The organism is Methylocaldum sp. MU1018 (genome assembly GCF_053646775.1).
On the sequence record NZ_CM132195.1, the window covers coordinates 371,735 to 384,883 of the forward strand.

10 protein-coding genes are annotated in these 13,149 nt (G+C 64.7%); all 10 read left to right on the forward strand.

The genetic code is table 11. The features are described 5' to 3' along the window. The first annotated feature begins 42 nt into the window (after positions 1-42). The 10 genes from ACWJKU_RS01745 (at position 43) to ACWJKU_RS01790 (ending at position 13,032) form a co-directional block, all read left to right on the forward strand. Complete coding sequence (locus tag ACWJKU_RS01745) at positions 43-1,842, forward strand: ATPase, T2SS/T4P/T4SS family (RefSeq protein ID WP_454145310.1); 1,800 nt, start codon at positions 43-45, stop codon at positions 1,840-1,842. 6 nt (positions 1,843-1,848) lie between these two features. Further along, positions 1,849-3,069, forward strand: a complete 1,221-nt coding sequence (locus ACWJKU_RS01750) for a type II secretion system F family protein (RefSeq protein ID WP_454145311.1) — start codon at positions 1,849-1,851, stop codon at positions 3,067-3,069. Beyond that, positions 3,066-3,545 carry a hypothetical protein gene (locus ACWJKU_RS01755; protein WP_454145312.1) on the forward strand — a complete coding sequence of 160 codons (480 nt, stop codon included), beginning with the start codon at positions 3,066-3,068 and terminating at the stop codon, positions 3,543-3,545. Before ACWJKU_RS01750 ends, ACWJKU_RS01755 begins: the two co-directional genes overlap by 4 nt. A gap of 16 nt (positions 3,546-3,561) precedes the next feature. Beyond that, positions 3,562-5,898 (forward strand): DUF3438 family protein, encoded by a 2,337-nt coding sequence (locus ACWJKU_RS01760; RefSeq protein WP_454145313.1) that lies wholly within the window; start codon positions 3,562-3,564, stop codon positions 5,896-5,898. Further along, complete coding sequence (locus tag ACWJKU_RS01765; protein WP_454145314.1) at positions 5,882-7,036, forward strand: autotransporter domain-containing protein; 1,155 nt, start codon at positions 5,882-5,884, stop codon at positions 7,034-7,036. The genes ACWJKU_RS01760 and ACWJKU_RS01765 overlap by 17 nt, the downstream gene beginning before the upstream one ends. Before the next feature lie 145 nt (positions 7,037-7,181). Beyond that, the gene (locus ACWJKU_RS01770; protein ID WP_454145315.1) at positions 7,182-8,600 is read left to right on the forward strand and encodes an acetyl-CoA carboxylase biotin carboxylase subunit; all 1,419 of its coding nucleotides are present in this window, start codon (positions 7,182-7,184) and stop codon (positions 8,598-8,600) included. A gap of 7 nt (positions 8,601-8,607) precedes the next feature. Further along, the gene (oadA, locus tag ACWJKU_RS01775) at positions 8,608-10,410 is read left to right on the forward strand and encodes a sodium-extruding oxaloacetate decarboxylase subunit alpha (protein WP_454145316.1); all 1,803 of its coding nucleotides are present in this window, start codon (positions 8,608-8,610) and stop codon (positions 10,408-10,410) included. A gap of 227 nt (positions 10,411-10,637) precedes the next feature. Next, positions 10,638-11,282, forward strand: coding sequence for an MBL fold metallo-hydrolase (locus ACWJKU_RS01780; RefSeq protein ID WP_454145317.1), 645 nt, complete (start codon positions 10,638-10,640; stop codon positions 11,280-11,282). Then, the gene (locus tag ACWJKU_RS01785) at positions 11,266-11,982 is read left to right on the forward strand and encodes an ABC transporter ATP-binding protein (protein WP_454145318.1); all 717 of its coding nucleotides are present in this window, start codon (positions 11,266-11,268) and stop codon (positions 11,980-11,982) included. Before ACWJKU_RS01780 ends, ACWJKU_RS01785 begins: the two co-directional genes overlap by 17 nt. Positions 11,983-12,240: 258 nt before the next feature. Next, positions 12,241-13,032: an ABC transporter permease gene (locus ACWJKU_RS01790; protein WP_454145319.1), complete on the forward strand. Its 792-nt coding sequence runs from the start codon at positions 12,241-12,243 to the stop codon at positions 13,030-13,032. The last annotated feature ends 117 nt before the right edge of the window (positions 13,033-13,149 follow it).

The window sequence follows — 13,149 nt, forward strand, 5'->3', positions numbered from 1 at the left end:
GAGGGCGCGAGTGGCGCGGAGAAAAACAAGGTGATGAACAACATGCCGATCAGTCGTAAACCGCTTGCAGACGATACCGAGCCGACCGCCGAGAAACGGCTGAATCGGCGCGAGAGCGCGCCGTCCGATTGGATGGCGACCGTTTACGGCCCGGACGGCATGGAACTCGGCGCGACGGTGGCGAACATTTCGCCCGGCGGCGCCGGGCTGCGGCTGCCGGCGAATGCGCCGGCCGATCTTCTGCGCGAAGGGGCCGAACTGGCCGTGACGATCCACGCGCCGGCAACGGCGTTTACCCGCCCGGCGGAACTCTGCTGGCTGGCGCCCGGCGGCGACGGCGTACGGCTCGGGCTGAAATTCCGCGAATACGCCGCCTTTACGCCCGATTCGCACCGGCTCGACATCGCGTCGGTGCGCGTCGATCCGGCCTGGGCGATGAAAGTTCCGGCCAACGTGGCGTTTCGCCGCCAACTGCTGCCTTTCGTCCAAATCGGCGGCGCCGTGCACGTCGCCTGCGCCGACCCGCAGGACGCCGGCGCCCTGGCGGTGGCCGAACGCATGCTGAAAGCGCCGGTGGTGGCCTGGGAAGCCGATCCCGATGCTCTGAAGTCGGTGCTGACGCGGGTTTACGGAGACAGCCGCGAGGCGAAGAACGCGGTGGCGGTCGTCGGCGACGGCCAGAGCGCCAGCGAATTGAGCGACGATTTGTTGAACGCCGCGTTTCTGCGGCAGGCGTCGGACATCCATATCGATCCGGAGCGGACCGGCGTCACCGTGCGCTTTCGCATCGACGGCAGGCTGGAGACCTACGCCCGGTTTCCCAGCGCCGTTTACCAGGAAATCGTCAGCCGCCTGAAAGTCATGAGCGGGCTGGACATCGCCGAAAAGCGCGCGCCCCAGGACGGACGCTTTACCCATCAGTGCGCCGGCGGCGGCAAGCGCATCGACCTCCGGGTCGCGACGCTGCCCACCAAATACGGCGAGCGCATGACGCTGCGCCTCCTGGCGCTGGACACCGAATCGCTGACGCTGGACAAGCTCGGCTTCAGCGTCGACCACCGCCGCACCATCGAAACCTTTCTGCGCCGCAGCCAGGGCATGATGATCCTGACCGGCCCCACCGGCAGCGGCAAGACCACCACGCTTTACGCCGCGATCCGCCTGCTGCTGAGCGAGCGCAACGTGAATATCCTGACGGTGGAAGATCCCATCGAATACGCCATCGACGGCGTCGCCCAGTGCGAGGTGGACGCCGCCGACAAGGTGAGCTTTGCCAAGGCGCTGCGCAGCATGCTGCGGCACGATCCCGACGTGATGATGATCGGCGAGATCCGCGACCGGGAAACCGCCGACGTGGCGATCAAGGCCGCCTTGACCGGACACCTGGTGCTCGGCACGCTGCACACCAATTCTGCGGCGGCGACCGTCACCCGTCTGCTCGACATGGGCGTCGAGCCCTATCTGGTGGCCGCCACGATGCGGCTGATCGTGGCTCAGCGCCTGGTGCGCCGGCTTTGCTCGCATTGCCGCATTCCGCGCCCGCTCGCCGAGCGCGAAGCCTTCGCCCTGGGGCGCCCCGATCTGACCGGTCTGACGGTTTACGAGCCGGGCGGCTGCGTCTATTGCATCGGCAAGGGCTACGCCGGACGGCTCGGCTTGTACGAGATGCTGCCGCTGAAATCGGAGTGGGCGCGCGGCATCGTCGAAGGCGAAACCGAACCGCAACTGGTCGAGCGCATGCGGGCCGAGCGTTTCCGGTTTCTGCTGGACGACGGGCTGGAAAAACTGATCGCCGGCCGGACCTCGGCCGGCGAAGTGATGCAGATCGCCCTGTCCTGGTAACGCGCTATGCCTCGATTCCGTTATACCGCGCGCAATCGCCAGGGCATCGCGCAAACCGGCGTGACCGTCGCCGCCTCCCGCGACGATCTGATCGCCTTGCTGCGCCGGCAGGGGCTGCTGCCGCTGGCCGTCGCCGAGGATCGCGAGACGTCGCTGGGCGAGCGGCTGCGCTCGCTCAATCCCCTGGAATACCGCTCGATGAATTCGGTGGACGTCGCCCAGAACTTCCACCACATCGCGATGATGTTCAAGAGCGGCGTCAGCCTCCTGGAAGCCGTGGATCTCGTCGCCGATCACTCGCGACTGTCGGTGCAGAAAATCTGGCGCCGGGTGTCCGCCCGCATCCGTCAGGGCAGCAGCATCGCGGACGCGCTGGCCGAGCACAAGGCGTTCACCGAACTGAGCATTCAACTGGTGCGGGTCGGGGAAAAGACCGGTTATCTCGACCGCGCGCTCCAGCACGCTTCGACGGAGCTGGAGGAGCAGCGCAAGATTCGCGCGCAACTGGTCGGCGCCTTGCTCTATCCCTGCTTCGTGCTGTTGTTCACCATCGGCGTCACCGTTTTCATGCTGGTCAAGATCATTCCCGAACTCCAGAAATTTCTGTCCATCATGGGGCGCAAGCTGCCGCCCATGACCCAGGCGCTGATCGATGCCTCCGGATGGTTCCAGACCTATACCCCGGCCATCGCGGCGGGTCTGGCGGCAGCGCTCGCGGTGCTGATCGGCCTGTACCGCTGGCCGCCGGGCCGCCTGGCGCTGGACACGCTGGTTCTGAGGCTGCCCCTGTTCGGGCGGCTGTTCCGGCTGTCCGGCACGGTGGTGTTCGCGCGCTCGATGGAAGCGCTGCTCCGCAGCGGCGTTCATATCCTCGAGGCGCTGGAGACGGTGCAGGGCCTGCACCGCAACCGCTATCTCGCGCAGTGCGTGGCCCATGCCCGGAAGCGGGTGGCCGAGGGCGCCTCGCTTTCGGAATCGCTGGCCGCCCGTTTCGGTTACATGCCCATGCTGGCGCGGATGATGGTGATCGGCGAGAACTCGGGCCGTCTGGACGAGATGCTGGAGGAGATGGGCGCGTTTCATCAGGAACTCCTGGCCAAGGACATCCGCCGGATGAGCGGGATGATCGCCCCGGCCATGACCGTGGTCGTCGGCGGCATCATCGGCTTCGTCTACGCCGCGTTCCTGACCGCCATGTTCGCCGCCGGGGGAGGATCTCCGAAATGATGCCCCTGTCGATTCGCGCCGGGTGCGCCGCGCTTGCTTTGGTCGTTCTGTCGGCGTCGGCCGAGGACACGACGCTACCCGAGCCTTCGGTGGCCGAAAAGGTGGAGGCGGTCCTCGATCGGCGCGATCGGGTGTTAAAGGACACGGTGCGGGAGCTGGACGATCCGACGCGGCTCACGCCCGTGCTCCGCGACGCCTTGCGCAACGCGGCTCCGAAAGCGCCGGCCGCGTCTTCGGGACAAGCGCCGGCGGCCAAGCCGCCCAGGGTTCGCCTGGTGGCCGCGGTGCGGGGAGGCGCGGGCGCCGGCAAGGCGATGATCGAGGTCGACGGTGCAAATTACCTGATCGAGCCGGACGGCGAAATCAGTTGCTACACCCGGTCGGGGGAGCCTATCACCGTCCGCGCCAAAGCCTTCGACGACGCCGGCCTTCAGCTGGAGCTGCTTCCCTTCCGGCAGACCCTTATCCTGCGCTGACGAGAACCCTTCCCGCATGAAACGTTTCCGCTTGATTTTTCTGCTTTTGGTTTCGGTCGCGGCGATCTGGCCCGCGCGCGCCTTGCACGCCGCCGATCAGGTCATCGCGGCGATCGACTTTCGCGACATCACGGTGGGCGACGCGTTGCGCATTCTGTCCGATCAATCGGGGCTGAACATCATCGCCTCGAAGGAGGCGGCGGCGATCAAGACCGCGCTGTTCCTGCGCAACGTGCGGCCGATGGAAGTGCTCGACGCCTTGGGTCGGATGCACAGCCTCTGGTATCAGAAAGATCCCGATTCGCGCATCTTGCGCGTCTACACCACGCGCGAGTTCAAGCTGGGCGATGCGGACGCGACCAACGAAGAGACCAAAATCTTCACGCTGAAATATCCTTACGCGCTCGAAATCGCCTATGCCGTCCGCGATTTGTACGGCGAGCGGGTCGAGTTCGCGCCGGGGTCCGATCAGGCGGAAATCGCGGCCGATCTGCAAGGGCGGTTCCGCCGCTTCAATATCATCGATTCGCAGCGCACCCAGGGATTCGGCTCCGGCGGAGGCGGAAGTTCCCGGCAGCAGAACCAGTCTCTGTTTCAGGGCAACCAGACGATGCAGGGCGCGGCCACCGGCCCGTTCCAGTCGGGGCCGCGCGTTTCCAGGCCGGCCATCAGCGACCGCGACGAGCAGGACACCCGCCGGCAAGCCGCGCAGGACATGGCGGCCCACCGCATGGAGGAGGCCATCATCAGCGGCGAGGATCTGAACCGGCAGCTCAAGATCGCGGGCGAGACCGGCGCCGGTTCCCCGCTCGAGCAGGAAATCCAGCGGCGCATGTCGCGCATCTTCGTCAGCGTGCTGCGCTCGCAAAACAAGGTGATGGTCCGCACCCGCGACCGCGAGGCGCTCGAACATATCCGGGCGCTGGTGGCCGAGCTCGATCAGGAGCTTTCCACCCTCATGCTGGAAGTGAAGATTCTTTCGGTGGATCTGTCGGACGGCTTCGATTCGGTATTCAACTTCGACATCACCGCCGGCGACCTGGCCCTGTCGGTATTGCCCGGCGCCCGCGCCATCGATGCGGCGCTCTTGTCCACCTTCGTCAACAAGAAGTTCAACGCCAAGATTCAGATTCTGGAGAAGGAAGGGCGGGTCACCAGCGTGGCGACGCCGATGCTGCTGACCACCAATCAGGAGGTGAGCCGCATCTTTCTCGGCGAGGAGCGGCCGGTGACGACCGGCTACGACGCCTCCACCAATACGTCGAGCCAGCCGACCGGCGGGCTGCTCACGTCGACCGCCATCCAGCCCATTCTGGTGCCGCGCACCGAATTGCGCTCGGTCGGCACGACCCTGCTCTTGACCCCCAACATCAACGCCGACGGCACGGTCAGCATCCGCATCCTGGTGGAGCAGTCGGCTCTCGGCGCCAAGGCGAGCATCCCCCTGGCGGTGACCAACCCGCAGAATCAGGCGCAGATTCAGGATGCGCTGGTGGATGTGGTCAATTCCCGGACTTTCAGCGGTACGGTGGTGGCCAAGGACAACAGCCCCGTGGCCATCGGCGGCCTGATCGACGAGCAAGCCTCGGATACCGAAAAGAAGGTTCCGATATTGGGCGACATTCCCCTGCTCGGCGCGATATTCCGCGACACCGCCAAGCAAAGGACGCGGCGCGAGCTGATCGTGATTCTGACTCCGCACGTCATGAAGACGCCCGGCGAAGCGGCGATCGTCAGCCGGGAGGTGATTGAGGACGGGAGCATCCATCCCAACGCTGCGCAGATGGGCGGCTCCCTCGACATCTATCGCAATCCGGGCCGCCAGCACGACCGTTACAAGCTGGAGGACCAGTACAAGTTCTACGATAGCCAGGACGACCTGGACGAATACCGAAGACCGCCGCGCTCGCGCCCCAAGCGCCCGCCGGAAGCGTCCGACGACGCGGTGGCCAAACGGCCCCTCGATGCGGCGCGGGCCGGGCGGCCGGAAGACACTTACGCCGAACTGACCCGCGTGGCCGCCGAAGCGATGCGCCAGCCGGGCATTACCGAACCGCCGCCGGGGATTTACCGGACCGAACTGGCCCGCCGCGACGCCCTGCCGCTGATAGCGAACCGGGACATCGAGGCGAGCCCGGTGGCCGGTTGGGAAAAAGACGGCGTCCACGTCACCGCGGTCTATCTTCAGAACCTCGCGCCGTCGCGCCGCCGCGTCGATCACGAGCAGTTGCGCGGGCGCTGGCTGGCCGCGACCTTCGAATCGGAACGGCTCGCCAAGGCCGGAACGAGCGGCGACGGCACTTATGCCTATTTGATCTCGGCGGAGCCGTTCCACGATGCGCTGCGCCGTTAGCGCATTGCTGCCGGCCTTGCTCGCGGCCGCCGGGGCGCAGGCCCGCACGATCGCGATTGCGGGCGGCGCAGCGCTTCCCGATCTGAAGATGCACGTCTTTCATGCCGCTCCGGAAGACGCGGGCGCGAGAATCGTTTCCGTCGAGCGCGAAGGCGCGAAGCCGCTCGAAATGAGGGTGTTTTCGGGAGCGAGCGCCGCGCCCGCCCGCCGCCGCGCCGAAGCCGAACCCGAAAAAAACGGCGAATCTCCGCGGAAACCGGATTCGAAAAGGCGCTACGAATTCGACTACGGCCTCGCCTCCGGTTATCGGCAGGATCGGCTGAACTGGAGCATCGCCTCGCCGACCGGCAACCCGAACGTGCTTTCGGAACTCGAATGGAAGGACATTCGCAGCGTGCAACTGGCCGGTCAGGCCGAGATCGTCACGCCCGGCGGCTGGCATTTCGACGGCAAGCTCGGCTACGCCTGGGTGGTGGACGGCGACAGCCGGGATTCCGATTTTTTGGGAAACGACCGCACGCTGGAATTCTCCCGTTCCGACAGCAAGGCGGACAAAGGCCACATGCTGGATGCTTCGCTCGGCATCGGGCATTCGTTTTTCATCCCCGCGGGCGGCGATCCGAACCGGCTCAGCGTCACGCCGATGGCGGGCTACGCCTACCAGGAGCAAAATCTCCGGATGCAGGACGGCCGCCAGACCGTCTCCGCGCACGGTTTCCCGACGCCGCTCGGCCGCTTCGACGGGCTGGACAGCCGCTACGATACGCGCTGGCACGGGCCGTGGCTGGGCCTGAAATTCCGGACACAGCCCTTGCCCGGTCTGAGGCTGAGCCTGTGGTCCGAATATCACTGGGCCGATTTCCACGCCGAGGCGGACTGGAATCTGCGTGAGGATTTTCGGCATCCCGAAAGCTTCCGCCACGATGCCGACGGCGAAGGGGTGAGGGCCGGCGGTTCGATCGATTACGCGATCACGCCGCGGCTGTCGCTCGGCGTCAGAGGCGACTATCGGCACTGGCATACCGACGACGGCAAGGACAAGACTTATTTCGCGGACGGCGCGGCCCTGACTGCCCGCTTGAACGGCGTGCGGTGGGAAGCCTTCTCCGCTTCGGTCGGTCTAAATTACCGCTATTGAGGAGCTATCTCGCGAACATTCGGTATTCTTATGGTTTCAATAATAAAAACAAGGGATTGCCCGGCTATTCTTGGTGTCGGGTTTCTGTAGAATAAGGTTTCTCTAGGTTGTTCGGATAAATCGGTTCCGATCCGCGGGAAACCACATGATCCGTAAAATTCTCATCGCCAACCGCGGCGAGATTGCGGTGCGCATCATCCGCGCCTGCGCCGAAATGGAGATTCGCTCGGTGGCGATTTTTTCCGAGGCCGACCGCTTCGCGCTCCATGTGAAAAAGGCGGACGAAGCCTACTGCATCGGCTCGGAAGAACTGGCCGGCTATCTGAATCCCCATCGCATCGTCAATCTGGCCGTGGAAACCGGCTGCGACGCGGTCCATCCGGGCTACGGCTTTCTGTCGGAAAACCCGGAACTGGCCGCCGCCTGCGTCGCCCGCGGCATCGCCTTCATCGGCCCGGACGCCGACACCATCCGGCGCATGGGCGACAAAACCGCGGCCCGCGAGACCATGACCCGCGCCGGCGTGCCGGTGACGCCGGGCAGCGAGGGCAACGTCGACAGCCTCGATCGGGCACTGGCGGAGGCCGAACGCATCGGTTATCCGGTCATGCTCAAGGCAACTTCGGGCGGCGGCGGGCGAGGGATTCGTCGCTGCGACACGCCTCAGGAGCTTCGCCTGAATTACGAGCGGGTGATTTCCGAGGCCACCAAGGCGTTCGGCAACGCCGAAGTGTTTCTGGAAAAGTGCATCGAGCGTCCCCGACACATCGAAGTGCAGGTGCTGGGCGACCATCACGGCAACCTGGTCCATCTGTACGAGCGCGACTGCTCGATCCAGCGACGCAACCAGAAGCTCATCGAAATCGCGCCGTCGCCCCAGCTCACCCCGGAACAGCGCGAGCGCGTCGGCCGGCTCGCGGTGCGCGCCGCCCGCGCGGCGAATTACCGGAACGCCGGGACGGTGGAATTCCTGCTCGCCGAGAACGGCGAATTCTATTTCATGGAGATGAACACGCGGGTGCAGGTGGAACACACCATCACCGAGGAAATCACCGGTTTCGACATCGTGCAGAAGCAAATCCGTATCGCCGACGGCGAACCCTTGCCGTTACGCCAGGAAGACGTGAAGGTTGCCGGCTATGCCATGCAGTTCCGCGTCAACGCCGAAGACCCGAAAAACGATTTTCTGCCGAGCTACGGCCGCATCACCCGCTATTACGCGCCGGGCGGGCCCGGCGTCCGCATCGACACCGCCATTTATACCGGCTACGAAATTCCGCCGTATTACGACTCCTTGTGCGCCAAGGTCATCGTGCGCGGCCGCACCTGGGCCGAACTGCTGGCGCGCGGCCGGCGCGTGCTCGGCGACATGGCCGTCAGCGGCGTCAGGACCACCATGCCGTTCTATCGGGAAATCCTGGATCATCCCGATTTCATCGCCGGGCGCTTCGATACCGGATTTTTGCAGGATCATCCGGAACTCCTGAATTATTCCCAGAAACGCAGCCACGACGACGCGGCCCTGGCCGTCGCGGCCGCTATCGCCGCCCACGTGGGGCTTTGAGAGAGCCATGAGCAAGGTTTACATCACCGACACCGTACTGCGCGACGCCCACCAGTCCCTGATCGCGACGCGCCTTCGCACCGGGGACATGCTGCCCGTCTGCGACAAGCTGGACCGGGTCGGCTATTGGTCGCTGGAAGTCTGGGGCGGCGCCACCTTCGACGCCTGCCTGCGGTTTTTGAAGGAGGACCCGTGGGAACGGTTGCGGACGCTTCGCCGCGCCTTGCCCCACACCCGCTTGCAGATGCTGCTGCGCGGCCAGAACCTTCTCGGCTACCGGCACTATTCCGACGACGTGGTGCGGGAATTCGTGCGGCTTGCGGCAAAGGAGGGTATCGACGTCTTCCGCGTGTTCGACGCCCTCAACGACATCCGCAATATGGAAACCGCCATCCGGGCGGTGAAGGAAACGGGCAGGCACGCCCAGGGCGCCATCTGCTACACCCTGAGCCCGGTGCACACGGTGGATCTTTACGTGGAGCAGGCCCAGGCCCTGGTCGAGATGGGCGCCGACAGCATCGCCATCAAGGACATGGCGGGGCTTCTGACGCCCGTGGCCGCGGCCGAGTTGGTTTCGGCCCTCTCGGAGAACCTCGGCGTGCCGCTGCATCTCCATTCCCACGCCACTTCGGGCCTGGCCGAAATGTGCGAGCTCAAGGCGGTGGAATATGGCTGCACCCACATCGACACCGCCATTTCGTCCTTCGCCGGCGGCACCAGCCATCCGCCCACCGAGAGCATGGTGGTCGCTTTGCGCGGCACCCATCACGAAACCGGGCTGGACCTGGAATTGTTGCAGGACATCGCCGCCTATTTCGCCGAGGTGCGGAAGAAATATCGCCGGTTCGAGAGCGAATTCACCGGCGTCGACACCCGGGTTCAAATCAACCAGGTGCCGGGCGGGATGATGTCGAACCTTGCCAAGCAGTTGGAGGAGCAGGGCGCGCTCGACCGCATCCTCGACGTCTTCGATGAAATCCCGCGAGTTCGCCGCGACCTCGGCTATCCGCCCCTGGTAACGCCGACATCGCAAATCGTCGGCACCCAGGCGGTGCTGAACGTGGTCACCGGCGAGCGCTACAAGTCCATCACCAACGAGGTCAAACGCTATCTCCAGGGCGGCTACGGCCGCCCGCCGGCGCCGGTCGATCCGGACTTGCAGCGCCGCGCCATTGGCCGCGAGCAGCCGGCCGAATGCCGCCCCGCGGACCTCCTGCCGCCGGAACTGGACAATCTGCGCGCGGAAATCGGCGATCTGGCGGAGAGCGAAACCGATCTGATGATCTACGCCATGTTTCCCGAAGTCGGCCGGAAATTCCTCCAGGAGCGGCGCGAAGGCCGGCTCCAGCCGGAGCCTTTGGTTCCGCCGGAGGCGCCGTCACAGCCGGCGGAGCAAGGCGAGGTGCCCACCGAGTTCAAGGTGTTCGTTCACGGCGAGGCCTACGACGTCCACATCACCGGCGCCAATTTCAACGATCCGCGCCACCGGAGGTTTTACATCACTCTCGACGGCGTGCCCCAGGAAGTCGACCTCGAGGTGCTGAGCGGCTACCGGCGCGGCGTCACGCCGAGCGGGCGCCCCGTTCCGGGCAAGCCGGGCGACGTGGTGACCGCGATGCCGGGCAACATCGTCGACATCCTGGTGCGGCCGGGAGACAAGGTCGGCGCGGGGCAGCGCGTCCTGGTCACCGAGGCGATGAAGATGGAAGCGGAAATCCAGGCCCCCATCGCCGGCACGGTCGCCGCGATTCACGTCCAGAAAGGCGACCGGGTGAATCCCAACGAAGTGTTGATGGAAATCGAGCCTTAGAGCGTTTCCGATACGGCCCTGCGTTCCGCACGAAAGCCATTCGCAATCGAAGCTCACAGACCGATGGACTGCTCCGAGCTTACGGATTCGCCGGTAAATCGACGGATACGCGGATGAGCCCGTCTCGACTCCGGCCGAAGCGGCAGCCGTTGCCGGCAAACGTCGGGTCCGCGCGACAGCGTTCTTCCGGTATCATCTGCCTTTGAATCCAACTTCGCGATACCGATATGAAAGCTACCACCCTCTCTGTTACGACATTTGAGCAAAACTGTTCGCTCCTCTGGTGCGAGGACACCCGGGAAGGCGTCGTGGTCGATCCCGGCGGCGATCTGGATCGAATCCTGGAGGCGGCCGAAAAGGCCGGCGTGAAGCTCGTCAAGATTTTGCTGACTCACGCCCACGTGGACCACGCCGGCGGCACCGCGATCTTGGCCGCGCGGCTCGGCATTCCGGTCGAGGGTCCGCAGAAGGAAGACCGGTTCCTGATCGATCAGTTGCCGGAACAGTGCGAAATGTTCGATTTTCCGCCGACGGCCGCCTTCACCCCCGACCGCTGGCTGGAGGACGGCGATACGGTGCGGTTCGGCCATCAGACTCTCGAGGTCTTGCACTGCCCAGGCCATACGCCGGGCCATCTGGTTTTCTTTCATCCCGGCGAACGGCTCGCCGTCGTCGGGGACGTGCTGTTCAAAGGTTCCATCGGCCGGACCGATTTGCCCCGCGGCGATCACGACGCTTTGATCAAATCCATCCGCGGGCGGCTTTTTCCCCTGGGCGACGATGTCGTTTTCATCCCCGGCCACGGTCCTTTGTCCACCTTCGGCGAGGAGCGCCGCACCAACCCGTTCGTGGGCGATGCCGTCCGGAGCTGATCTCGCACGCCATCCGGCCGGCGGTCGGCCGGATCGCGCGGCTCTCATCCGCTTCGACCAGGTCTGCGTGTCGGTTCGCGGCAAACCGATCCTGACCGATCTCAGTTTCACCCTGGGCGCCGGCGAAAAGGCCGTGCTTCGCGGTAAATCGGGCTCCGGCAAGAGCACGGTGCTCAAGACCTTGCTGGGGCTTTATCCGCTGGCGGGAGGCAGAATTCTGTTCGAAGACAGACCGCTCGATCCGTCGGCCGTCCGCACCGTCCGGCGGCATGCCGCCTACATCGGTCAAGAGCCGGCGCTGGGCGCCGCAACGGTGCGCGAAGCCCTGATGTTGCCTTTTCAATTCAAGGCGCACAGAGACAGCAAGCCTTCCGCGTCTCGATTGATCGATGCGCTGCGGCGTCTTCAGTTGCCTCCGGACATTCTGGAGCGGGAATGCAGCCGCGTTTCCGGCGGCGAAAAGCAGCGCATCGCCATCGCGCGCGCATTGTTGCTGGGAAAAAGCCTCTATCTCCTGGACGAAGTGACCAGCGCCCTGGACGCCGAGAGCAAGCGGGTGGTGCTGGATGTCTTCGCCGATCCCGGATTCACCGTGCTTTCCGTGGCTCACGATCCCGACTGGGTTGCGCGCTGCGATGCCGTTTTGGAGTTGGACGGCGGCCGCCTCATTCGAATTCATCAGAACACCTTGCCGGTCTGACTCGAAGAGCAGCGGAGCTGAAACCTCCCTCGCAGGAGGACAAGTTCGAAGGGAGCGTATTTGGACCGCCGGCAGGCGGGTCCCGAAGGGACGGACGCCAGGGAGAGGGTTCGCAATGGCCGAATCTGGACGATGATGCGGTGTATCGTTATCCTTCCGGCAACCTCCTCATTCACGAGAAGGGCCGATCCGCCGGCCTCCATCCGTTGGCGGGTTCTCGTCCGGCGCATGAGGCCGGGCACGGATTGAAACATCGCAATGGAAACTATTGATATCGCCCTGCCGCAGATGGCGGCGCTTTACGGCATCGTGCTGCTGCCCTGGCTGCTGCTCGGATCGATCGGGCTGGGCCTCGGCGGGGCGATCATTACCGGCATCGTTCGCATGAGCCTGCAACTGGCCCTGGTGGGCGTCTATCTGAAGACTTTGTTCGCGCTCAATAATCCCTGGCTGAACGGGCTATGGGTGCTGGCCATGCTGGTGGTGGCCGACTGGACGATTCTGAAACGCGCCGGCTTGAAGCGGCGTTACTTCTTCGCCGCCACGTTCGCGGCGGTGTCCGTCGGCGTCTTGTTCGCCACGGCCTATCTGCTGGTTTTGGTGATCCGGCCGCCGCTCTATTACGATGCCCGCTATCTGGTGCCCCTGGCGGGCATGATCCTCGGCAACTGCCTCCAGAGCAACGTGATCGGACTGGAGCGTTTCTACGCCGCGCTCAAGAAAAACGAAAACGAATATCTGACCTATCTGCTGCTCGGCGCCACCCGCCGGGAGGCGGTGAGGCCCTACTTTCGCGAAGCCGTCAAGGCCGCGGTCAATCCGACTCTGGCCGGTATGGCGACGATGGGGCTGGTGTCGCTGCCCGGCATGATGACCGGCCAGATTCTGGGCGGCGGCGAACCCTGGGTGGCGGTGAAATACCAGATTGCCATCATGCTGTGCATTTTCGCCGGCACGACGCTTACCGGCATTCTCAATCTGGCGTTCAGCCTGAACATCGCATTCGACGCATTCGACGTCTTGAAGGCGGATATCGCGGAGGACGTCTGACGGCTGCGTTCGATGTCCCGGAAGGCTTGATTCGATCCGGCAAAGTGCGGTAAAAACGGTCGGTCAAGAGGACGATACGTGCTCGAAATCTTAGCGATGGAAGCCGTTTCGGTTAGA

Excerpts from the sequence above, each read along its gene's own strand:
- ACWJKU_RS01790 (WP_454145319.1), top strand. The coding sequence starts at position 12,241 with ATGGAAACTATTGATATCGCCCTGCCGCAGATGGCGGCGCTTTACGGC.
- ACWJKU_RS01745 (WP_454145310.1), top strand. The coding sequence starts at position 43 with ATGCCGATCAGTCGTAAACCGCTTGCAGACGATACCGAGCCGACCGCC.
- oadA (WP_454145316.1), top strand. The coding sequence starts at position 8,608 with ATGAGCAAGGTTTACATCACCGACACCGTACTGCGCGACGCCCACCAG.
- ACWJKU_RS01785 (WP_454145318.1), top strand. The coding sequence starts at position 11,266 with ATGCCGTCCGGAGCTGATCTCGCACGCCATCCGGCCGGCGGTCGGCCG.
- ACWJKU_RS01750 (WP_454145311.1), top strand. The coding sequence starts at position 1,849 with ATGCCTCGATTCCGTTATACCGCGCGCAATCGCCAGGGCATCGCGCAA.
- ACWJKU_RS01760 (WP_454145313.1), top strand. The coding sequence starts at position 3,562 with ATGAAACGTTTCCGCTTGATTTTTCTGCTTTTGGTTTCGGTCGCGGCG.
- ACWJKU_RS01770 (WP_454145315.1), top strand. The coding sequence starts at position 7,182 with ATGATCCGTAAAATTCTCATCGCCAACCGCGGCGAGATTGCGGTGCGC.
- ACWJKU_RS01755 (WP_454145312.1), top strand. The coding sequence starts at position 3,066 with ATGATGCCCCTGTCGATTCGCGCCGGGTGCGCCGCGCTTGCTTTGGTC.
- ACWJKU_RS01765 (WP_454145314.1), top strand. The coding sequence starts at position 5,882 with ATGCGCTGCGCCGTTAGCGCATTGCTGCCGGCCTTGCTCGCGGCCGCC.
- ACWJKU_RS01780 (WP_454145317.1), top strand. The coding sequence starts at position 10,638 with ATGAAAGCTACCACCCTCTCTGTTACGACATTTGAGCAAAACTGTTCG.